At 68.4% G+C, this 21,034-nt stretch carries 20 protein-coding genes; 3 read left to right on the top strand and 17 right to left on the bottom strand.

The annotated features are described in order from the left end of the window. Positions 1 to 36 precede the first annotated feature (36 nt). Both AC3FJ6_RS14630 and AC3FJ6_RS14625 read left to right on the top strand, forming a co-directional pair. On the top strand, positions 37 to 723 hold the full coding sequence (locus AC3FJ6_RS14630; protein WP_488772559.1) for a Fe2+-dependent dioxygenase: 687 nt from the start codon (positions 37 to 39) through the stop codon (positions 721 to 723). A gap of 193 nt (positions 724 to 916) precedes the next feature. After that, positions 917 to 1,396 (top strand): RidA family protein, encoded by a 480-nt coding sequence (locus AC3FJ6_RS14625; protein ID WP_488772558.1) that lies wholly within the window; start codon positions 917 to 919, stop codon positions 1,394 to 1,396. Positions 1,397 to 1,527: 131 nt separating this feature from the next. Here the strand turns inward: AC3FJ6_RS14625 and AC3FJ6_RS14620 are convergent, their stop codons facing one another. The 4 genes from AC3FJ6_RS14620 to AC3FJ6_RS14605 all read right to left on the bottom strand — a co-directional run bounded on the left by AC3FJ6_RS14620 (position 1,528) and on the right by AC3FJ6_RS14605 (position 5,721). After that, entirely contained in the window at positions 1,528 to 2,295 is a 768-nt protein-coding gene (locus AC3FJ6_RS14620; protein WP_488772557.1) for an SDR family oxidoreductase, read from the bottom strand. Positions 2,296 to 2,360: 65 nt separating this feature from the next. After that, positions 2,361 to 3,899, bottom strand: coding sequence for a DHA2 family efflux MFS transporter permease subunit (locus tag AC3FJ6_RS14615; protein ID WP_488772829.1), 1,539 nt, complete (start codon positions 3,897 to 3,899; stop codon positions 2,361 to 2,363). Between the two features lie 98 nt (positions 3,900 to 3,997). Continuing rightward, a complete protein-coding gene (locus AC3FJ6_RS14610; RefSeq protein ID WP_488772556.1) occupies positions 3,998 to 5,152 on the bottom strand; it encodes an HlyD family secretion protein in 1,155 nt (384 codons plus the stop codon). Then, positions 5,149 to 5,721: a winged helix-turn-helix transcriptional regulator gene (locus AC3FJ6_RS14605; RefSeq protein ID WP_488772555.1), complete on the bottom strand. Its 573-nt coding sequence runs from the start codon at positions 5,719 to 5,721 to the stop codon at positions 5,149 to 5,151. The genes AC3FJ6_RS14610 and AC3FJ6_RS14605 overlap by 4 nt, the downstream gene beginning before the upstream one ends. A gap of 110 nt (positions 5,722 to 5,831) precedes the next feature. On the opposite strand from AC3FJ6_RS14605, the gene AC3FJ6_RS14600 reads away from it, so the two are divergent. Beyond that, on the top strand, positions 5,832 to 7,295 hold the full coding sequence (locus tag AC3FJ6_RS14600) for an efflux transporter outer membrane subunit (RefSeq protein ID WP_488772554.1): 1,464 nt from the start codon (positions 5,832 to 5,834) through the stop codon (positions 7,293 to 7,295). 60 nt (positions 7,296 to 7,355) lie between these two features. Here AC3FJ6_RS14600 and AC3FJ6_RS14595 read toward each other — a convergent pair whose 3' ends face one another. The 13 genes from AC3FJ6_RS14595 to AC3FJ6_RS14535 all read right to left on the bottom strand — a co-directional run bounded on the left by AC3FJ6_RS14595 (position 7,356) and on the right by AC3FJ6_RS14535 (position 20,948). Continuing rightward, the gene (locus AC3FJ6_RS14595; protein ID WP_488772553.1) at positions 7,356 to 9,170 is read right to left on the bottom strand and encodes a thiamine pyrophosphate-requiring protein; all 1,815 of its coding nucleotides are present in this window, start codon (positions 9,168 to 9,170) and stop codon (positions 7,356 to 7,358) included. Positions 9,171 to 9,323: 153 nt separating this feature from the next. Then, positions 9,324 to 9,638, bottom strand: a complete 315-nt coding sequence (locus AC3FJ6_RS14590) for a cytochrome C oxidase subunit IV family protein (protein ID WP_488772552.1) — start codon at positions 9,636 to 9,638, stop codon at positions 9,324 to 9,326. Further along, the gene (locus AC3FJ6_RS14585) at positions 9,635 to 10,264 is read right to left on the bottom strand and encodes a cytochrome c oxidase subunit 3 family protein (protein WP_488772551.1); all 630 of its coding nucleotides are present in this window, start codon (positions 10,262 to 10,264) and stop codon (positions 9,635 to 9,637) included. Before AC3FJ6_RS14585 ends, AC3FJ6_RS14590 begins: the two co-directional genes overlap by 4 nt. Further along, positions 10,261 to 11,925 (bottom strand): cytochrome c oxidase subunit I, encoded by a 1,665-nt coding sequence (gene ctaD / locus AC3FJ6_RS14580; protein ID WP_488772550.1) that lies wholly within the window; start codon positions 11,923 to 11,925, stop codon positions 10,261 to 10,263. The genes AC3FJ6_RS14585 and ctaD overlap by 4 nt, the downstream gene beginning before the upstream one ends. Beyond that, positions 11,906 to 12,868 (bottom strand): cytochrome c oxidase subunit II, encoded by a 963-nt coding sequence (coxB, locus tag AC3FJ6_RS14575; RefSeq protein ID WP_488772549.1) that lies wholly within the window; start codon positions 12,866 to 12,868, stop codon positions 11,906 to 11,908. Before coxB ends, ctaD begins: the two co-directional genes overlap by 20 nt. After that, complete coding sequence (locus tag AC3FJ6_RS14570) at positions 12,865 to 13,650, bottom strand: SCO family protein (RefSeq protein ID WP_488772548.1); 786 nt, start codon at positions 13,648 to 13,650, stop codon at positions 12,865 to 12,867. Before AC3FJ6_RS14570 ends, coxB begins: the two co-directional genes overlap by 4 nt. Continuing rightward, positions 13,647 to 14,000, bottom strand: coding sequence for a hypothetical protein (locus AC3FJ6_RS14565; protein WP_488772547.1), 354 nt, complete (start codon positions 13,998 to 14,000; stop codon positions 13,647 to 13,649). Before AC3FJ6_RS14565 ends, AC3FJ6_RS14570 begins: the two co-directional genes overlap by 4 nt. Further along, positions 13,997 to 14,905 (bottom strand): hypothetical protein, encoded by a 909-nt coding sequence (locus AC3FJ6_RS14560; protein WP_488772546.1) that lies wholly within the window; start codon positions 14,903 to 14,905, stop codon positions 13,997 to 13,999. Before AC3FJ6_RS14560 ends, AC3FJ6_RS14565 begins: the two co-directional genes overlap by 4 nt. Then, entirely contained in the window at positions 14,902 to 15,513 is a 612-nt protein-coding gene (locus AC3FJ6_RS14555) for a c-type cytochrome (RefSeq protein WP_488772545.1), read from the bottom strand. Before AC3FJ6_RS14555 ends, AC3FJ6_RS14560 begins: the two co-directional genes overlap by 4 nt. Beyond that, on the bottom strand, positions 15,510 to 16,040 hold the full coding sequence (locus AC3FJ6_RS14550) for a DUF3341 domain-containing protein (protein WP_488772544.1): 531 nt from the start codon (positions 16,038 to 16,040) through the stop codon (positions 15,510 to 15,512). Before AC3FJ6_RS14550 ends, AC3FJ6_RS14555 begins: the two co-directional genes overlap by 4 nt. Further along, the gene (gene nrfD / locus AC3FJ6_RS14545) at positions 16,037 to 17,422 is read right to left on the bottom strand and encodes an NrfD/PsrC family molybdoenzyme membrane anchor subunit (protein ID WP_488772543.1); all 1,386 of its coding nucleotides are present in this window, start codon (positions 17,420 to 17,422) and stop codon (positions 16,037 to 16,039) included. The genes AC3FJ6_RS14550 and nrfD overlap by 4 nt, the downstream gene beginning before the upstream one ends. A 2-nt stretch (positions 17,423 to 17,424) precedes the next feature. After that, positions 17,425 to 20,301, bottom strand: a complete 2,877-nt coding sequence (locus tag AC3FJ6_RS14540) for a 4Fe-4S dicluster domain-containing protein (RefSeq protein WP_488772542.1) — start codon at positions 20,299 to 20,301, stop codon at positions 17,425 to 17,427. Further along, complete coding sequence (locus tag AC3FJ6_RS14535; RefSeq protein WP_488772540.1) at positions 20,298 to 20,948, bottom strand: cytochrome c3 family protein; 651 nt, start codon at positions 20,946 to 20,948, stop codon at positions 20,298 to 20,300. Before AC3FJ6_RS14535 ends, AC3FJ6_RS14540 begins: the two co-directional genes overlap by 4 nt. Positions 20,949 to 21,034 lie beyond the last annotated feature (86 nt).

The raw sequence follows: 21,034 nt of genomic DNA, 5'->3' as shown, positions 1-21,034 counted from the left end.
GTTTCGCGGCCAATTCCGCTGATCCCATTGCATCCCATGCTCGTCCAGATTCCCGATGTCCTGACACCCGAAGAGATCCGCTACTGCCGGCGGCGCCTGGAAGGCGCGGCCTGGGTGGACGGGCGCGTCACGGCCGGCGATCTGGCCGCCCGCGCCAAGCACAACCTGCAGGTGCCGGTGGACAGCCCCGAGGCCCGCGAACTCGGCGAGCTGATCCTGTCGGCCCTGGGCCGCAGCCACACGTACCACTCGGCCGCGCTGCCGCTGCGGGTGTTGCCGCCGATGTTCAATCGCTACGACAGCGCCATGACGTTCGGCACGCACGTCGACAACGCCATCCGCACGGTGCCGGGGACCGGCGGCATGCGCATTCGCGCCGATGTGTCGAGCACACTGTTCCTGTCGGACCCCGACGAGTACGACGGTGGCGAACTGGTCATCAAGGACCTGTACGGCTCGCACACCGTCAAGCTGCCCGCAGGGCATCTGGTGGTCTATCCGGCCTCGTCGCTGCATTCGGTGACGCCGGTCACGCGCGGAGCGCGCTGGGCCTCGTTCTTCTGGGCACAGTCCATGGTCAAGGACGACGGCCAGCGCAGCATGCTGCACGAACTGGACCTGGCGATCATCGACATCCGCCAGCGGCTCGGCGACGACCAGGAAGCCGTGCTGGCCCTGGTGAACCACTACCACAACCTGCTCCGGCGCTGGGCCGAACTCTGATCGGCACCGGCCGACTGGCTCGCGGACACCGCGCCCCGTCCCGCCCCGGGCTGGACGGCGCACTTGTTCCCCGGTGTATCAATTCCTGTTCTGCCGGGTCCGTTTATCGGCACATGGCTGACGCCTATAGTGGTTGCCACGCGAACGGCGCACCGCGCCGATGCAGCAGGAACCCGAGGAAAAAGGAGTCACCATGTCCGTCGAAACAAGACTGGCCGCGCGCGGCCTGACGTTGCCGCCACCCCCGCAGCCGCTGGGCAGCTATACCGCCGTCAGCCGCGCGGGCGATCTGCTGTTCATCTCCGGCCAGTTGCCGCTGCAGGACGGCAAGGTCGTGTGGCAGGGGCAAGTGGGCCGTGACCTGACCGTGGCCGAGGGCAAGCAGGCCGCCCAGTTGGCGGCGCTGAACGTGCTGGCGCAGATCCACGCGCATCTGGGCGGGTTCGAGCGCCTTGACCATATCGTGCGGGTCGAAGGGTTCGTGACCAGCGCCCCGGGCATGCTGGACCAGCCCGCGGTGGTGGACGGCGCCTCGGACCTGTTCGCCGATGTGCTCGGCGACAAGGCTGGCCACGCCCGCGCGGTCTATGCCCAGACTCAGCAGCCGGCCAACGCCGCGGTGATCCTGGTGGTCATCGCGCAGGTCAAGCCCGACCGGGCCGACGACGCCTGATTGCCGCTTCCGTTCGGACAGGGTGGCCCGCCTGTGCGGGGGATAAGTCGTCGATGTCGGCATGGAAGCCCTATCGGCTCACCGACCCGCATACCTGATCGCGCGCGCCGCCGGCACCCAGGCGCCGCTGCCTACCAGCGCTCCATATACGGCCGCAGATCGAGCTCGAATGTCCATGCGTCGCGCGGCTGGGTGTGCAGGTACCAGTAGTTTTCGGCGATATGGTCGGGGTCCAGAATGCCGTCCTGGTCCTTGAGCGCATAGCGTTCCGGGAACGTATCGCGGATAAAGGCGGTGTCGATCGCCCCATCGACCACCACATGGGCCACGTGGATGTTGCGTGGGCCCAGTTCGCGCGCCATGCTCTGGGCCAGCGCGCGCAGCGCGTGCTTGGCACCGGCGAAGGCCGCAAAGTTGGCGGCCCCGCGCAGCGCCGCCGTGGCGCCGGTGAACAGGATGGTCCCGCGTCCGCGCGCCACCATCCGGCGCGCGGCGGCCTGTCCGTTCAGGAAACCGCTGAAGCACGCCATTTCCCAGATCTTGAAGTACTTGCGCGGCGTTTCTTCCAGAATGCTGCTGGGGACATTGGCGCCGATATTGAACACCAGTACCTCGATGGGGCCGTGCTCGGATTCGATCTGCTCGAACAGCTGCGCCACGTCGTCTTCCTTGCGGGCGTCGCTGCTGTAGCCGAATGCCTGGCCGCCGTCGGCGCGGATGCCGTCGACCAGCGGCTGCAGCTTGTCGGCCGTGCGGCGGGTCACGCAGGCGATATAGCCTTCGCGCGCAAAGCGGCGGGCGATGGCACCGCCGGTGGCGTCGCCCGCGCCAATGACCAGGGCAACCTTCGGATGGGACTGGGCGGGCCCGGTAGCTGTTGCAGCGGCTGTAGTGGTCATGCTGTCTCCTGTTGTGCTCGCTAGTGTAGTGGTTGTCGTGCTACCGCGCCGGGCACGCCATGGTGTCAGTGGGCATCGGCGGACGGCGCCTTGGGCGGCATCACCTTGCGCATCAGCGGTACCAGCGGTATCGCCACCACAAAGCACGCCAGGATCACCATGAAGGCATCGGCATACGTCAGCGTATGGGCTTCGCGCATGGTCAGCGCCCAGAGTTGCCGGATGGCGGCGGCGTTGCCGTCGCCCACCTCGTTGCTCAGCGTGGCCAGGCGCGCGGTGGACTGGCCCAGGAATTCGGTCATGGCGTCGTTGCGGATGTTGAGATGCTCGGCCAGCCGCAGGAAGTGCAGGTTGGTGCGGTCGTTCAGGATCGTCGCACAGGCGGCAATGCCAATGGCACCGCCCAGGTTGCGCATCAGGTTGAACAGGCCCGATGCCAGCTTGAGCCGCGCGGGCGGCAGGGCGCCCAGCGTCAGCGTTACCGTGGGTGCCACGGCAAACTGCTGTCCCATGCCGCGCATGGCCTGTGGCAGCAACAGCTCGGCACTGCCCCAGTCATGCGTGATCGGTGCGAAGCTCCACATCGACATCGCGAACAGTGCCAGGCCGAACATCAGCAGCCAGCGCAGGTCCACGCGGTTTGCCAGGAACGCGTAGAGCGGGATCGACATCACCTGGAACAGCCCCGTGGAGAAGATCGCCAGGCCGGTCTGCAGCGCGCTGTAGCCGCGCACCTGACCCAAGAACAGAGGTGTCAGATAGATCGTGGCGAAGATGCCGATCCCCGTGACGAACGAGAAGAAGCAGCCCAGCGCGAAGTTGGGGTCTTTCAGCGCGCGCAGGTCCACCACGGGATTGGCGAACGTCAGGGACCGCCACAGGAAGCCGATGCCGGCGATGCCGGAGATCCAGGCCGTGGTCAGGATGGTCTGGTCGCCAAACCAGTCCCAGCGCGGACCTTCCTCGAGCGTGTATTCCAGGCAGCCCAGGAACAGCGCCAGCATCACGATGCCGGGGTAGTCCGCGCCCTTGAGCAGCGACCAGTCGGGATGATCGATCCTGACCAGCAGCGGCACCACCACCGTGACGAAGATGCCTGGCACCAGGTTGATGAAGAACAGCCAGTGCCAAGAATAGTGATCGGTGATCCAGCCGCCTACCGTCGGCCCCAGCGTGGGCGCCAGCGACGCCAGCCCGCCAATGATGGCGGCGGCCGCCACGCGCTGGCGCCCGGTGAAGAACGCAAACGCCGTGGTGAAGACCATCGGAATCATCGAGCCGCCCAGAAAGCCCTGCGCGGCGCGGAAGGCGATCATGCTCTGGATGTTCCAGGCGATGCCGCACAGCAGGCTGGTCAGCGTAAAGCCGGCGGCCGACGCGGCGAACAGCCAGCGCGTGGACATGACGCGCGACAACCATCCGGACAGCGGAATGACGATGATCTCGGCAATCAGGTAGGCAGTCTGCACCCAGACGGTCTCGTCGGTGCCCGCCGACAAGCCGCCGCCAATGTCGCGCAGCGACGCCGAAACGATCTGGATGTCCAGCAGCGCGATGAACATGCCCACGCACATCGTGCCGAAGGCCAGCACGCGGGTGGCCATCGGCAGGTCGGCCGGCGACGGTAGCGCGGGGGGCGCGGCATGCCCAGAGGCGGCGGGTGCGCTGGCTGGCGCGGCGGGGCTGGTGGAAACGGCTGTATTCATGACTTGCTCGGTGCCTGGTCCGGATGCTGATCCTGGGCTTGCGCAGCCGCCGGCGCCCGCTCTGCATGGGTATCGATCTCGGCCACCACCGACAGGCCGGGGCGCAGCAGGCCGAGTCGCGCGTCGGCATCGTCCAGCACGATGCGCACCGGCACGCGCTGCACGATCTTGGTGAAGTTGCCAGTGGCGTTTTCAGGCGGCAGTACGCTGAACTGGGCGCCCGTAGCGGGCGCCAGGCTTTCCACGCGGCCATGGAACACCTTGCCGGGCATCACGTCGGCCACGATGGTGGCGCGCATGCCAGGCAACATGTGCGCCAGCTGTCCTTCCTTGAAATTGGCATCGATCCACAGGCCCCGCGCGGGCACGATCGACAGCAACTGCCCGCCGCTTTGCGCATAGGCGCCCACGCGCGCACGGCGATTTCCCACCGTGCCGTCCACCGGCGCGCGCAGTTCGGTGTAGCCCAGGTTCAGGCGCGCCAGGTCGCGTTCGGCAATGGCCTGCGCCAGCGCTGCCTCGGCCTGCTGCCGTTGCGTGGCGATGACGTCGAGTTGCCGGCGGGCCGCCTCCACGCTGGCCTTTGCCTTCTGGCCGTTGGCGACCGACTGCTTGAAATCGGCATCGGCCTTCTGGGAACTCTGGATCGATACGGCGGACTTGGCCACCAGGCTTGCGTAGCGCGCCTGATCGTCGCGGGCGCGCACGGTTTCGGCGTCGGTGGCGGCCACGTTGGCGCGGGCTTCGGCGATGACGGCGTCCTGCAGCCGGGCGCGGGCGTCCAGGTTGGCGATCAGGGCCTGCTCCGATGCCACGGCACCTTCGGCCTTGGCCACCGCGGCCCGGTAGTCGCGATTGTCGATGCGCGCCAGCAGGTCGCCCGCGTGCACGGCCTGATTGTCGGTCACCAGCACTTCGGTCAGATACCCAGGCACCTTGGCCGCGATCAGCGTCACGTCGCCGCCCACGTAGGCATCGTCGGTCTCCTGGACGAAGCGGGCGTCGGTCCACCAGTGATAGCCGTAGCCGGCGGCCACCAGCGCAATCAGCGCGCCGCCGGTGCGGATCAGCAAGGCCTTTCTGCCAGGCCGGGCCTTGGTCGGGATGGCATCGGCGGCCGCGCGGTCGGCGCTTGTGGTGCTGCTGGTCATGAAAGGCTCCGTACTGAAAGAGCGCCTGCGACAGGCGCGAGAGTGGGGGTGTCAATGGGATCGGCCAGCGTGGCATCGGCCTGTGCCGTGGCCGAACGTTCGAGGCGCGCCCGCAGGGCCGGGCTGGCCGCCGGGCCGGGGGCAATGTAGTGATGGGTTTCGGTGATGCGCTGGCCGGTGTCGGCGTCGACCAGTGCAAGGCGCACCGGGCGCCCGGTCTGGCGCTCCACCAATTGCACGGTGTCGGCCTGGTCCGCGAAGTGACGCGTGCCCCAGTCCATCAGCATCAGCAGCACAGGCCGGAAGTCGCGGCCGCGCGCGGTCAGCACGTAGTCGTCGCGGGGCGGATGCGCGCTGTAGGGCCGGCGTGCCAGCAGGCCTTCGTCAACAAGCTTGGTCAGGCGCCGCGTCAGCATGTTGGGCGCGATGCCCAGGCGCTTCTGGAAATCGTCGAAACGGGTGGCGCCGTAGAACGCCTCGCGCAGGATCAGGACCGACCACGTGTCGCCAACCCGCTCCACAGCGCGGGCCGTGGGGCAGGCCGATTCCTTGTGTGACTTTCTCTGCATCGCCGTCACCTCCCGAAAAAACATGTTGCTATCAAGATGAAAGTTAGTCTAGGCTAGTAACTAGCATCGTGCAAGTTAATTTGCATGGCAGCCACGGAAAGGAATGCGACATGAAGAAACAGGCACAAGACGGGCAGGTCCGATGGGCAGCGCCGCTGGCGGCATCGGTGGCGGCGGTCTTCGCGTTGGCGGGTTGCGCGGCGGTCGGGCCCGACTATCGCGCCCCGGCGGTGGATACCCCGGCGACGTATCGGCATGCGGCCGATGTGGCACCCGTCAATGACGCGCGCCAGCCGGTGTCGCTGGACACCTGGTGGAACGGATTCAATGACCCGGTGCTGACCACCATCGTCCAGCGCGTGCTGGACCAGAACCTGGACATGGCGGCGTCCGTGGCCCGCGTGGAGCAGGCCCGCGCGGCCGCCAGCTTTGCCGGGGCCGAACTGCTGCCGCAGGGCAGTGCCTATGGCGATGTCGCCAGACAGCGCCAGTCACTCGAAAGCCCGCTGGGCAAGATCGGCAGCAAGTTCCCGGGCTACACGCGCGGGCAGACGCTGTACTCGGTAGGGGCGGCGGCCACATGGGAAATCGATCTGGCCGGCGGACTGCGGCGCGGTGCCGAGGCGGCCAACGCCGAACTGCAGGCGGCCGAGGCGAACCACCTGGGCGTGCGCATCCTGGTGGCGGCGGAGGCCGCCGACGCCTACTTCCGCGTGCGCGCCGCGCAGAGCCGCATCGCCATTGCAGAGCAGCAGGTCACCACCAACCAGCGCCTGCTGGACCTGGTGCGGCTGCGGCTGGCCGATGGCATCGGCGCGGAGCGCGAGCAGGCGCAGGCCGAGGCGCAGCTGGCGCAGACGCGCGTGACCATCCCGCCGCTGCGTATCGAACTGGAAACGCAACTGAACCGGCTCGATGTGCTGATGGGCGCGCAGCCGGGCACCTATGCAGCGGAACTGCGCGATGCCCAGCCCGCGCTGACGGTGCCGCAGGTGGCGCTGGCGCAGGGACCGGCCAATCTGCTGCAGCGCCGGCCCGATGTGATCGCTGCCGAGCGCCGGCTGGCGGCATCGAATGCGCGCATCGGTGTGGCCACGGCCGAGTACTACCCGAAGGTGTCGCTGTCGGCGCTGCTCGGGTTCGAGAGCCTGTCCGCCAGCAAGCTGTTCACGGCGCAGGCGTTCCAGCCAGCCGCCACGGCCGGGCTGCGCTGGCGCCTGTTCGATTTCGGGCGTGTCGATGCCGAAGTGGCCGGCGCAAGGGGTGCCTATGCCGAGGCGCTGGCCAACTATCGCCAGGCGATGCTGCAGGCCACGGCCGATGTCGAGAACGCGCTGGTGTCGCTTACCCAGCTTGACGCGCAGCGGCTGGAGCTGGACAAGGAAGTGGCCGCCCATGAGCGCGCCCGCAATGCGTCCGAGGATGCCTACAAGGGGGGCGCGGTCAGCCTGTTCGAGGTGCTGGACGAAGACCGCCAGTTGCTGGCCGCCCGCGACCAGCAGGCCAAGGTGCGGGCCGACAACGCGCGCGCGGCCGTGTCGGCGTTCCGGGCGCTGGGCGGCGGGTGGTCCTGAATCGCGAGGGACTCATGTCTGAGGGGCGCGGCGCCGCGGACGGACCCGCGGCGGCCGGCGTCACGACGCGCCGTCCTTGTCGGTGTGTCGCTTCGACGGTGCGGTCAGCGACGCCCACACCTGCCGGAACGTGGCGCGCAACGTGCCGCCCGCATCGGTATCGCCGTGCAGCATGGCCGAGATGTAGGCGCGCGCCTGTTTGGCCGAGATATGCGGCGGCAGCGGCGGGACGTCCGGGTCGGTCACCATTTCGAGCACGGTCGGCACGTTCGCGGCCAGCGCGCGGTCCAGCGCGGGGCCGATCGCCTCGGGCTTGTCCACGCGGATGCCTTGCAGGCCCAGCATCTGCGCAAAGGCCGCGTAGCCGAAAACGGGCAAGTCCTGCGACACGGCGAATTTTGGATCGCCTTCCATCACGCGCTGTTCCCAGGTCACCTGGTTCAGGTCGCCGTTGTTCAGCACGATGATGGTCAGCGAGCCGCCGGTCCACCGCTTCCAGTCCCGCGACACGGTGATGAGCGCGCTGATGCCGTTCATCTGCATGGCGCCATCGCCCACCATGGCAATCACCGCGCGGTCCGGATGCGCGTAGCGTGCCGCGATGGCGTATGGCACGGCCGGGCCCATGGTGGCCAGCCCGCCGCTCAGCGACGCCATCATGCCGCGCCGGATCTTCAGGTCGCGGGCATACCAGTTGGCCGCCGATCCGGAATCGCAGGTCAGGATGCAGTTGTCGGGCAATCGCCGGGACAGCTCCATGAACACGCGTTGCGGATTGATCGGATTGGCTTCGGCCGCGGCGCGCTGTTCCAGCACCTGCCACCACTCGGCCACGTTTTTCTCGACTTCCTGCTGCCATTCGAGCGGCTTCTGCTCCAGCATCGGCAGCAGCGCGCGCAGCGTGGCGGCGCTGTCGCCTTCGAGGCAGATTTCCATCGGATAGCGAAGGTTCAGCATGCGGCCATCGATATCGATCTGCACGCCGCGCGCCTTGCCCTCGGCCGGCAGGAATTCCGAATAGGGAAACGCGGAGCCCACCATCAGCAACGTATCGCAGCCATTCATCAGCTCCCAGCTGGGCTTGGTGCCCAGCAGGCCGATGGCGCCGGTGACAAAGGGCAGGTCGTCCGGCACGGCGGCCTTGCCCAGCAGTGCCTTGGCCACACCGGCGCCCAGCCGGCGCGCCACCTCGATGACTTCATCGGTCGCGTGCAATGCGCCCGCACCCACCAGCATCGCGACCTTGCTGCCCGCGTTCAGCACGTCGGCCGCGCGGCGCAGATCCGCCTCTTGCGGTGCCTGGGCCCGCGCCGTGTAGCCGATGCCCGTGTGCACCGTGCCGTGTTCGCGCGGCGGCGCCGGTACGGCAGGCAGGTTCTGTACGTCATTGGGAATGATGATGCAGGTCACGGTGCGGCGTTCGACGGCGATGCGCACGGCGCGATCCACCAGGTGCCGTATCTGCGCCGGGTCCACGGCCATGGCCACGAAGTCGCGCGCGACGTCCTTCATCAGCGTGGTCAGATCCACTTCCTGCTGGTAGTCACCGCCCAGCGCGGCGCGCTTTTGCTGGCCCACGATGGCCACCACCGGCTGGTGGTCCATCCGCGCGTCGTACAGGCCATTGAGCAGGTGAATTGCGCCGGGCCCCGACGTCGCCAGGCACACGCCCGGCTCGCCGGTGAACTTGGCATGGGCGCAAGCCATGAATGCGGCCAGCTCCTCATGGCGCGCCTGGATGAACTCGGGGTCGTTGTCCGCGCGGCCAAAGGCGCCCATCAGGCCGTTGATACCGTCTCCGGGATAGCCGAATACCCGCCGGACGCCCCATTCCCGCAGGCGCTTGAGTACAAAGTCCGAAACCGTCATCGACATCGCTAGCTCCATGAATGTTGCATCGCCATGCATCACGCGTGCCGATGGCCCCGCCCCCCGGCCAAGCGCCGCGAAAGGCCAGCGCGGCGGCCGCTGTCGCGTAGAAAATGCGCGCGCCGGTAAGGATTGCACGCCGGCCCGGGCGCAGCGCAGCTAACGCCCGGCTGGCGCGGCCGGCGTCTGCCACCCGGCAGGCAGGTAGGGACGGCTGGTGTAGTCGCCGTACGTCAGGACGAACAGTATCGTCAGGATCGCCAGCGGCAGCGCTGCTGCGAGCCGCAGCACCGTCGCCGCGCGTATCAGGTGCATGAAGGTGCAGGCAATCAGCAGGGCCTTGAGGGCCGCGATCGCGAGGTTGATGGATGCGTTCCAGGGGCCCAGGTCAAGAAAGGCGGTGCCCACGGTGATGGCCAGCAGCAGCACCAGTAGCAGCCATATGCCGACCAGGCGCCGGGTTCCGGCCGTCATGTCGCGCTCCTGCCTGGCAGATAGAGGATGGGAAACAGGAACAGCCAGATCACGTCGACAAAGTGCCAGTACAGGCCGACGATCTCCAGGCGTGTCAGGTTGGCCGATGCATGGCGCCCGGCGCGAATCGCCATGGCGAAGCCCAGCACCAGCGCGATCCCGACGCAGAGATGCACGGCGTGCAGCCCTGTCATCGCGTAGTAAAGCAGCCGGAACATCTGCCCGGCGTGGCCGCCCGTACCGGCTGCGTTGCCGGGGACAAAGCCCGAGGCGATGTCCTTCGCATACTCGACACCCTTGATGACCAGGAAGGTTGCGCCCAGTGCCGCAACGGCCCAGAGCAGGCGCACGGCGCCCCGCCGGTTGCCGCCCTCTGCCGCCGTGACGGCCAGCGCCATGCACAGGCTGCTGGTCATCAGCACGGCGGTGTTGGCCGTGCCCAGCCAGAGGTCGGTGTGGCGCGCGGCCAGCGTCAGACCGGCGGTGTCGGTGAAGCGGACGAAGTCGTACCCGACGAACAGCGGGCCGAAGAACATCAGCTCGGTGCCGAGGAAGATCCAGATGCCCAGGCGCGCGGCAATGCGCTGCTGGCCGCCGCTGTCGAACGGAAACGGGGGCGTGCTCATTGCGGCGACTCCTGCCCCGTGACGGGATCGTAAGCATAGGCGTCGCGCCTGACCCGTGGCGGCCGGGCAAAGTTGTGCGTGGGCGGCGGTGAGGGGGTCTGCCATTCCAGGCCCGTGGCGTGCCACGGATTCGCCGGCGCGCGCCCGGCCCGGAACAGCGAATGCACCAGGTACACCAACGGCATCAGGTAGCCGATGGCCAGGATCGATCCGCCCGCCGACGACAGGATGTTCAGGACCTGGAATTCCGGCGGATAGGCGTAATAGCGGCGCGGCATGCCTTCGAAGCCCAGCAGGAACTGCGGGAAGAACGTCAGGTTGAAGCCCACGAAGATCACCACGGCCGCGATGCGGGCCCACGTTTCGGGGTAGAGACGGCCGGTGATCTTGGGCCACCAGAAATGCACCCCGCCCAGATAGGCCATGACCGCGCCGCCCACCATGATGTAGTGGAAGTGGGCGATGACGAAGTAGGTGTCGGTCAGGTGCACGTCGAGCGCCAGCGCGGCCAACACGAGCCCGGTGAGGCCGCCGATGGTGAACAGCCCGACAAAGCCCAGCGCGTACAGCATCGGTGCCGTCAGGCGGATGCGGCCCTTGTAGAGCGTGGCGGTCCAGTTGAACACCTTGATGGCCGACGGCACGGCCACCAGAAAGCTAAGCAGCGAAAACGTCAAGCTGGCCCGGTACGACTGCCCGCTGACGAACATGTGGTGGCCCCAGACCAGAAAGCCCAGGCTGGCGATGCCAACAATGGCCCACGCCATGGCGCGATAGCCGAAGACGGGCCGGCGCGCAAAGCACGGGATGATCTCGCTGGCCACGCCCATCGCCGGCAGGATCATGATGTACACGGCCGGGTGCGAATAGAACCAGAACAGGTGCTGGAACAGCAGCGGATCGCCGCCCAGGGCCGGGTCGAAGATGCCGATATGCACCAGGCGTTCCAGCGCCACCAGACACAGCGTCATGGCCAGAACCGGCGTGGCCAGCACGAGGATCAGGCTGGTGCCGTAGCTGGCCCAGACGAACAGCGGCAGGCGCATCCAGGTCATGCCGGGCGCGCGCAGCGTGTGCGTGGTGACGATGATGTTCAGGCCGGTGAGGATCGACGAGAAGCCGGTGACGAACACCCCGGCCAGCGTCAGCACCACGTGGCTGTTGGAGAACATCGTCGAGAAGGGCGTGTAGAACGTCCAGCCCGTATCGACGCCGCCCGCGACCATCGCGCCCAGCGTCAGCGTGCCGCCGGCCACGTACAGGTACCAGCTGGCCAGGTTCAGCCTGGGAAACGCCATGTCGCGCGCGCCGATCATCAGCGGCACCAGGAAGTTGCCCAGCACCGATGGAATCGACGGGATCAGGAACAGCCAGACCATGATCACGCCGTGCGCGGTGAACAGCCGGTTGTAGGTGTCGGCGGCCATCAGGTCGCCCTGTGGCGTGGCCAGTTCCAGCCGGATCAACGTGGCCGCGGCGCCACCGACGAAGAAGAACAGCGTGATCGCCACCATGTACAGCCACGCGATGCGCTTGTGGTCGGTCGATCCCAGCCAGGAACCGAGCGTGGTGCCTTCGCTCAGGTAGCTGGGCTTGCTGGCCTCGTTGGTGAGGTTGGTGTGACTAGTGACGTTGGTGTGTTCAGCGGTCTCGGGTGGCATGGGGGGCTCCCGTCGTGGTGCCGGTGGCGCGCAGATAGGCGATGATCGCCAGGATGTCTCCCTCGTTCACCTGACCCTGGTAGGTGGGCATGATCGGCGCATAGCCGGCGGCGACGTCCTTGCGCGGGTCCAGCATCGCGTCGCGTACGTAGGCGGCGTCGGCGGTGACGGTGCGGCCGTCCTGCAGCGTCACTGTCCGGCCAATCAGCCCGTCCAGCGGCGGCGCGTGAACCGTGCTGCCCGCGTCGTGGCAGGCGGCACACCCGAGCCGCTGAAACAGTGCGCGGCCGCGGGCGGCGGTAGTCTCGGGGCTGGTGCCGGCATCCAGCCATTGGGCAAACGCGGCAGGCGGCATCACGACGATGCGGCCCTGCATGGCGGCGTGGTCGGTGCCGCAGTATTCGGCGCAGAACAGCCGGTATTCGCCGGCCCGGGTGGCCGTGAAGCGCAGCGTCGTGTAGCGGCCGGGCACCACGTCCTGCTTGATGCGGAATGCCGGGACGTAGAAGCTGTGGATCACGTCCTGCGAGGTCATCGTCAGTTCCACGGCCTGACCCAGCGGCACGTGCAGCTCGTTGATCTCGCGCTTGCCGTTGGCGTGTTCGAGCTTCCACATCCATTGTCGCGCCACCACGGTAACGGGCACCGCGCCGGCGGTTTCGCGGGCCAGCAGCGTGTAGTCAAACGCGCCCCAGGCGAAGATGCCCAGGAAGATCAGCAGTGGCGTGACCGCCCAGGCAATCTCCAGCGACGTGCTGGACAGCGGCGGCTGGTGGCGGTCGGCCTGGCGGCGCTCGCGATAGCGGATCACGAACCCGGCCATCACGCACAGCACGGCCAGCGCCACCGCGCAGAGCAGCGCGGTGAGCGACAGCATCAGGGTGTCGTAGCGGCCGGCCGCCAGCGAAGCGCTGTCCGGCAGCAGCTGGAAGGCGCCGTTCATGATGGACGCCTTCGCCACCGGCCGGTCCGCCATAGCCAGCCGATGCCCAGCGCGGCGAACGCAGACAGGAAGAGGATCCGGATGCCATCGAGGATCGTCATCGTGTAACGGCCGGTCTGCGGATCGAAATGAACGCACCGCATCAGCAGCTGCTGTGCCGGGGAGCCGACCCGGCCGGCCGCCGCTTGCTCGATCGCAGTGCGCAACGCCGCCGCATCGAACCTCACGCCATTGAAGGCCCGGGCGATCCGGCCATCGGGCGTCAACACGACCAGGCCGGCCGGATGGGCGATCTGGTCTGCATCGGGCAATGGGGACGCCCGCATGCCGATGGACCGCATCAGGGCGGCGACGGCGCCGGCATCGCCTGTCAGCATGTGCAGATCGCCGCCCGTGGCGGCCAGCAAGGCGGCATAGTGCGGCTTCTTTGCGGCCGCCACCGCCACGGTTTCGCGGCTGTCGATGCTGACGGCGGCCACGCGCCAGGCATCGCGCGGCAGGTGCGCCTGGGCCAGGGATTCCAGCACGCCGTCCATCACGGTGCTGCACAGGTTGGGGCAGCGGTAGTAGCCGGGCACCAGCACCAGCTGTTGGTCGCCCGACAGGTCCTGCAGCGTCACGGGATGCCCATCGTCGTCGCGGAAGACCAGGTCCGCAGGCAACTGCCGGCCGGGGATCGGCGCGAACGCCATGTCGGGTGGCGCTGGCAGGGCCAGCGGGGCCGCTTGCGCGGTCAGCGCCAGCCATGCGACCAGCACGACGGCAGTATCGCGGGCGGTCATGGCGCGGGCTCCTTGCGGTCGTCGGCCATCAGCGCCATGGCGCGTGCCACAGGGATGCGGGCAATGCCAGAACGCTTGTCCACCCACGCCCAGCCGTTGAGGACGCCCAGTTTTTCGGCCTCGTAACGCGCACGTTCGGGCTGAGGCGCGCTGTCCGACAGCGGCAATGCGGCCGGTGCAGAGGCGGCGGGGGCCGCCGGTGCCGCCACGCCCAGAGACCCGGAAGCGTTGAGCCGGCGCCCATAGTGCCAGCCGATGGTGGTTGCCAGCGCGACGACGACCACAAGCGCGGCCGCGCCGAGCGCCACGGCGCGCAGGCTGACGTTGCCGGCCTGGCGCGCGCGGCTCATGTGTGGCCTCCCGTGGAAGGCAGCACCAGCCAGCAGGCTTCCACTGCATGCATGACGAGCGCCATGGCGGCCACCGTCGCCAGCATCGGCGGCGAGCGTTTCACGCGCCGCGACAGCAGGGCCAGCATCGGCAGCGCAAAGTGGCCCAGCGCCAGCCCCCACGCCAACAGCGGCCAGACGCCCGTCCGGCGCACCAGATACCAGCTGATCTCGTGCGGCAGGTCTTCCGACCAGATGATCAGGTACTGCGTAAAGGCCAGATAGGCCCAGGTGATGACGGCGGCCATCAGCAGGTTGCCGAGGTCCAGCAGCACCGGCGGCGGGGCGCCGCGCCGCGCAGCCAGCCATGTGCCGAGCGCCAGGCCGGCGCACGCCTGGCCCGTGGCCAGCAGCAGGCCAAATACGCTGGAGTACCAGAGTGGCATCAGCGACATGATCCAGTCGACCGCCGCCACGCTGACCGTGAGCCCGTAGACGATCAGCGCCGCCGCCGCAAACCGGGGAGAGCGCGCGTGGCGCCCGGACTGGCTCATCGTGGCAAGGACGACCCAGACGACCAGCACTGCCACACCGCGCACGACAAAGCCGGTTCGGCTCAGCCATAGCGACTTGAATGCGGCACTGTGCGCGGGTATGTCGGGCGCCCAGCGTTGCGCGCCGCGTGCGGCATCGGCGGCCCAGGGGTAGAGTGAACCGGCGCCGGCCAGGATCGGTACGAACAGCAGTGCCAGCAGCCAGGTATGGCGCGCCATGCCCAGCAACGGCGCGCGCAGTGGTTCGCCCCACGCGCCGCCGGTCAAGTTGTGGATCCAGACAATGGCCAGGCCACCCATCACCACGCCGATACCGCACCACCAGGCGGTCAGGTACAGGGCCAGCAGCGAGGCGGCGGCGTGCGTGCTCATGGCTGGCCTCCGCCCGGCGTGCTGGCGTCGAGCTGCCGCAGGTCGTCCGCCGTCAGGCGCGCGGCGGGGGCATGCTGGCCAAGCTGCAGGGCGCGCAGATAGCCCACGACGGCCCAGCGGTCCGGCGGCGGCAACTGTGCGGCATAGGCGGCCATCTGCCCGCTGCCGTGGGTGATCACGTCGTACAGCAGCCTATCGGGCGCGGCGCGCAACGCGTCGGTGTGGAACGACGGCGGACGTGGAAAGCCGCGCCGTACCACCATGCCGTCGCCGTCGCCGGTGGGACTGTGGCAGGGCATGCAGTAGATCTCGTAGCGGGACTGACCGCGTTGAAGCTGCTGCAGCGTCAGGGGCGGGCGCGATGCGGTGGCGGCCTCGTCGTGGCTTCGGCCACTGGAGGTGGCGGCGAACGGGCCGCCAGGCGCGGGCACCGTATTGTCGGGCAGTGGGCGGGCGGAGGTACCGTCGCCGAATCGGTCGCTGCGCGCATACGGCTTGTACTTCGGCTGGTCATACATGTCCTGGCGTGCGCGCTCGCACCCGGTCACCAGCGCCAGCGTGCAGGACGCGCACAGCAGCCAGAGGCAGCGCAGCAGCACGGAGTTCATGCCGGCACCTCCGTCACATCGGTCACCTGAAGGGCCTGGGTGGCGGCCAGCATGCGCCGGGCGGCGTCGGCTTGCCCGGCGCCGGACCGCACGCACAGGAAGAACCGATGCCGCGTCGCCTGCTCGAAGTCGGCGGCATCGAACAGCGGGTGCCGCAGGCGCGGCAGCCGGTTGGCGATCAGCATGCCGAACACCGTGGCCAGTGCCGCGCCCAGGATCGTGAGGGAAAACGTCACCGGCACGAACATCTGCCAGCTTCCGGCGGGCCGTCCGCCAACGTTGATGGGATAGTCGATCACGGCCGCGTACCACTGCAGCAGGAAACCGCCCGTGCCGCCAGCCAGCCCGCCAAGCAGGGCCAGCAGCGGCATGCGGTCAGTGTCCATGCCGATGGCGTCGGCCAGGCCTTCCACGGGATATGGCGTGAACGCTTCGAGATCGGTAAATCCGGCGGCGCGAGCATGGCGGGCCGCGGCCAGCAAGGTGTCGCCGGTGCGGTATTCGGCCAGTACGCCATAGGGACTCATGGCTGCCCCTTCGCGCTGGCGTGCACGAGTTCGCGCATCTCGGCGATGGAAATCACCGGCAGGCAGCGGATAAACACCAGGAACAGCCACGCGAACATGGCGATGGAGCCAGCCAGCATGATCCAGTCCCATACGGTGGGGTAGAACATGCCCCACGACGAGGGCAGGAAGTCGCGATGCAGGCTGGATACGACGATCAGGAACCGCTCCATCCACATGCCCGTATTGATGACCAGGCTCAGCGCGAACAGCGCCAGCGGGCTGTGCCGCACGCGTCGCCACCACAGGCACTGCGGCGCCACCACATTGCAGGCCATCATGGCCCAGTACACGCCGGCGTAGGGGCCGCCCCAGCGATTGCGCACCACGAAGATCTCGTAGGGATCGCCGCTGTAGAAGGCGGTGAAGATCTCGCTGGCGTACCCGTAGGCGACGATCACGCTCATCGTCAGCATGATCTTTGCCGCGTTGGCCAGGTGGCGGCCGGTGATGAAGTCCTGCAGGCCGTAGGCGTGCCGCAGCGGAATGGCGATGGTGAGCACCATGGCGAAGCCTGAGAACAGCGCGCCGGCCACGAAGTACGGCGGAAAGATGGTGGAGTGGTAGCCCGGGGTGTTGCCGATCGCGAAATCGAGCGACACGATCGAGTGCACGGCGATCACCAGTGGCGTAGCCAGCCCCGCCAGCAGCTTGTAGGCGCTTTCGTAGCGCGCCCAGTGCCGCGCGTCGCCGCGCCAGCCCAGCGACAGCAGCCCATAGGTCTGCGCCACCCGGCGGCGCCCGCGCAGGCACGCGCGGTCCCGCAGCGTGGCCAGGTCCGGGATCAGCCCGACATACCAGAACAGCAGCGACACGATCAGGTAGGTGCCGATGGCGAACAGGTCCCACACCAGCGGGCTGCGCCATTGCGGCCAGACGTTCATCACGTTGGGGTAGGGCACCAGCCAGTAGAAGAACCACGGGCGCCCCAGGTGCAGGATCGGGAACAGGCCGGCGATGGCAGCGGCGAACAGGGTCATGGCTTCCGCAAACCGGTTCACCGACGTGCGCCATTGCTGCCTGAGCAGCAGCAGGAACGCCGAGATGAAGGTGCCGGCATGCCCAATCCCGATCCACCAGACGAAGTTGCCGATGGCGAAGCCCCACGCCACCGGTATATCGACGCCCCAGATGCCAACGCCCCGGGCGAACAGCCAGGCGGTGCCGCCCATGAAGACGAGCATGCCGGCAAATGTCAGCAGGAAGGCCCCGAGCCAGGGCAGTTGCACTGGCCGTTCCAGTACCAGCCCGGCGATCTTGTCGGACACGCTGGCGTAGCCCCAGCCCTGCCGCAGCACGCCGATGTCCTTGGAAACGGGGGGCGTATCCGGTGGGTCGGCCATGGCTAGGCAAGGTCCTCGTCAGGGTTGGTGACCAGCGCGGCATAGCTGGTGCGGGGCCGCGTGTTCAGTTCGGCCAGCAGGTCGAAGTTGCGCGGTGCCTGCTTGAGCCGGCTCACCTGGCTCTGCGGATCGGCGAGATTGCCGAACGCGATGGCCTGCGTCGGGCAACTGGCCTGGCAGGCGGTCACCACATCGCCATCGCGCAGCGGCTGGCCGAGCTTCTCCGCCTCGATCCGGGCGCGCGTGATGCGCTGCAGGCAGTACGTGCATTTTTCCATCACACCCCGGCTACGCACGGTCACTTCGGGGTTGTAGGCCGGCGGCGGCCGGTCGTCGCCCTGGTTGCTGTACTGCAGGAAGTTGAAGCGCCGCACCTTGTACGGGCAGTTGTTGGAGCAGAAGCGCGTGCCGACGCAGCGGTTGTAGACCTGCACGTTGAGGCCGGCGCTGTCGTGGACCGTGGCGCCCACCGGACACACCAGTTCGCACGGCGCGTCCTCGCAATGCATGCACGGCACGGGCTGGAACACGGTGCGTACCGGGTGGCCTTCGGTGTCATGCCCGTCGTCGTAGCGATCGACGCGTATCCAGTGCATCACGCGCCCGCGCGCCACCTCGGCCTTGCCCACCACTGGAATATTGTTCTCGGCCTGGCAGGCGATGGTGCAGGCATTGCAGCCGATGCAGGCGTTCAGGTCGACCGTCATGCCCCAGCGTTCGTTGGGGTAGGGCCAGCGCGGGTAGAGCGATGGGGCGGCCTGCGGTGCATGGCGCTTCGCGAAATGCGGATGGCGGCGGTACGCGGCGGCCGTGGCGGCCGGGGCCACCTCGCGGCCCGCCATCGACGTCTGCGTCTGCACCACCGCGAACGCATGGGTAGCGCCGGTCGCCTCGACGGCGATGGCGTGCGGCCCGGCGGACGTGCGCAGCGCATAGGCGTCGAAGCCCACGCCGTTGCCGACGCGCCCGGCATGGCGTCGCCCATAGCCGAGCGGCAGCGTGACGACCCCTTCGGCCTGATGCGTCATGACCCATACCGGCGCCTCGACGGCCTCGCCGCGGCCGTCCTCGCGGCGTATCCGCACGATGTCCCCGGTAGCCAGACGGTGCGACCGGGCCGTCAGCGGGCCGATCAGCGCCGCGTTGTCCCAGGTATGCCGCGTCAGCGCGCGCGGCAGTTCCTGCAGCCAGGCGTTGTTGGCCAGTTCGCCGGCATCGGTGGCGGGGTCGGGCGTGAAGCGTGCGACCAGCGGCGCCGCATGGAATGGCGGGGGCGCGATGTGGCGGTGCAAGTCGGGCTGCACGGCCGGGGCTGCCGTCTCTGGGATCACGCCAGTGCGCAGCGCAAGCTGCCAGAAGTCATCGAAGCCGGACGGCTGGCGCGCCTGCCAGTGCGCGCGTACAAGCGCATGACCGGATGCCGGCAGGTCGTCGGTAGCGGCGGACAGCAGTTCATGGGCCGAGCGGCCGCCGTTGAGCGGCGCAATCAGCGGCTGCACGATCGATGCGGTGCCGTCCCAGGCATGGGCGTCGCTCCACCGCTCCAGATCGTGCGTCATCGGGAGATGCCAGGTGGTCAGGCGAGCCGTTTCGTCGCGGTACAGCCCCAGATGGGCCGACCACGGCACGTGGGCCAGCGCGGCACGGAAATCCACGTCGCAAGGCGCGTCATACGCCGGGTTGGCATCGACGACCAGCAGCGCCGATACCTGCCCGGCCTGCATGGCCTGGGTCAGTGCCGCCAGCGAATGGCCGTTTCCCCCGGGGCGTCTCGGCGATCGGGCCACCGTGCGTACCGCCTTGCCGAGATTGCCCAGCCGGGCGTTGATGCGCCAGATCAGCGCCTGCGTGGGCAGCGCGAGGTTGTCGCCCGGAACCAGCAAGGACTGACCCGGCGGGGTTTCGGCCAGACGCCGGGCCAGCACATCAAGCCAGCGGCGCGCCATGGCGTTGTCGGGGGCGGGTGTGTCCGCCGCCGCTTCGGGCATGCCCAGTCTGCGCGCAAGCGACCACGCCAGGCGTTCGATGTCATGCGGTGGCAGTGCCAGGCGGTTGTCGGCGATTTCGCCGGTCAGCGTGGGCGACGATTCGATCGCATGGAGGCGGCGCGCCAGCGCGGGTGCCACGCCGCGGCGGTCGGCCATCAGGTCGTGCGCGTGCCGTACGGCGCCGGGCCCATGGCCAAGCAGATCGCCATCGAAGGTCACCACGAGCCGGGCTGGCGTGATATCGATGACAGGGTCCACCGCATCGCCAAAGGCCAGGTCGATGGCCGGGGTGCCGTCCTGGACCGGATCATGGGCGTGCCAGACGGCCTTCGGATACCGTTCCAGCCAGCGCGCGATCTGTGCCGCCAGCGTAGGCGAGCCGACATTGCCGGTCAGCAGGCGCAGACCCTCGCCATCGCGGTCCCGCCACTGCGTGCGCTGGATGGCCAGTGCTGCGTCGAAAGCCTGCCAGGTCGACATGGCGGCGCCCCGACAGGGTGTCTGGCTGCGGTCGGGGTCCCATAGCTGGAGCACGGCGGCCTGGTCGAATGGATGCGTGGCGCCCAGGCTGGCAGGGTGGCGCGGATTGCCTTCGATCTTGGTCGGGCGGCCCATGTTGCTTTCGACCAGCACGCCGGTGCCATAACCATGGCGCGTCAGCGCGGTGGCGTAGAACAGCGGCCGGCCCGGCACCATGCCCTCGGGCATGTGGACGTAGGGGACGATGGTCTCCTTCGGCGGCCCGCTGCAGGCGCTACCGGCCAGCGCGGCCGAGGCGGCCATCACGCGCAGGAAGTCGCGCCGGGCGCGGCTGTCGGGGGCGTCGGTGGGCCCGGAAGCATCGGCGGCTTCGCGCGCGGGGACGATCGGAATCACGGGCCGGTGCGTCATCGATGACAGGTGGAACAATCGGTGAGGCGTCGCGTGTCCTGCAGGTGATACATCTTCTGCAGCAGGGCCATTTCGTCCGGCGCAAGCGGGGGGCGCTCGCGCATCGCAAAGATGTCGGTCGGCGCGTGCAGGTGGCGGGCAGGGTCGCGGTGGCATGCCAGGCACCACTGCATGTCGAGCGGCGCCACCCGGCGCGTCAGCGGCATCTGGTCCACCCGCCCGTGGCACTCCTGGCAGGCCACGCCCTTGGCCACGTGGATGCTGTGGTCGAAATACACGAAATCGGGCAGGTCATGCACGCGGGTCCACGCCAGCGGGCGGTTGTCGCGCAGGCTGGCATGCAGCGGCGCCAGCATCGGCGCGTCGCGAAACAGCACGCTGTGACAGGTCAGGCATACGCTGGTGGCCGGCATGCCGGCAAAAGCCGACGTCTCCACGGACGCATGGCAATAGCGGCAGTCGATGCCATCGTCCGAGACATGATGCTTGTGGCTGAACGGTATGGGCTGCGCAACGGGATCCTGCATCTCGATCTGTGGGGCCATGGACCAGCGGGCCACCCCTAGGGCGACGGCGACAAGAATCAGCACGCCAAGGGCAAGCAGCTTGAGAACAAAGACTTCCGCGCGGGTGAAGGCCTGCGCCATGACGCGATTTTCTTTCTGGCGAAACATCTGGTCGCTGCAATTGCGATGCCAGGGGCCAGGCTTGTAGGCGCCGACGGGCTGGCGAG

It is taken from the genome of Cupriavidus sp. 94F1 (assembly GCF_057798875.1).
This window is presented reverse-complemented; position numbering and strand designations above follow the sequence as displayed.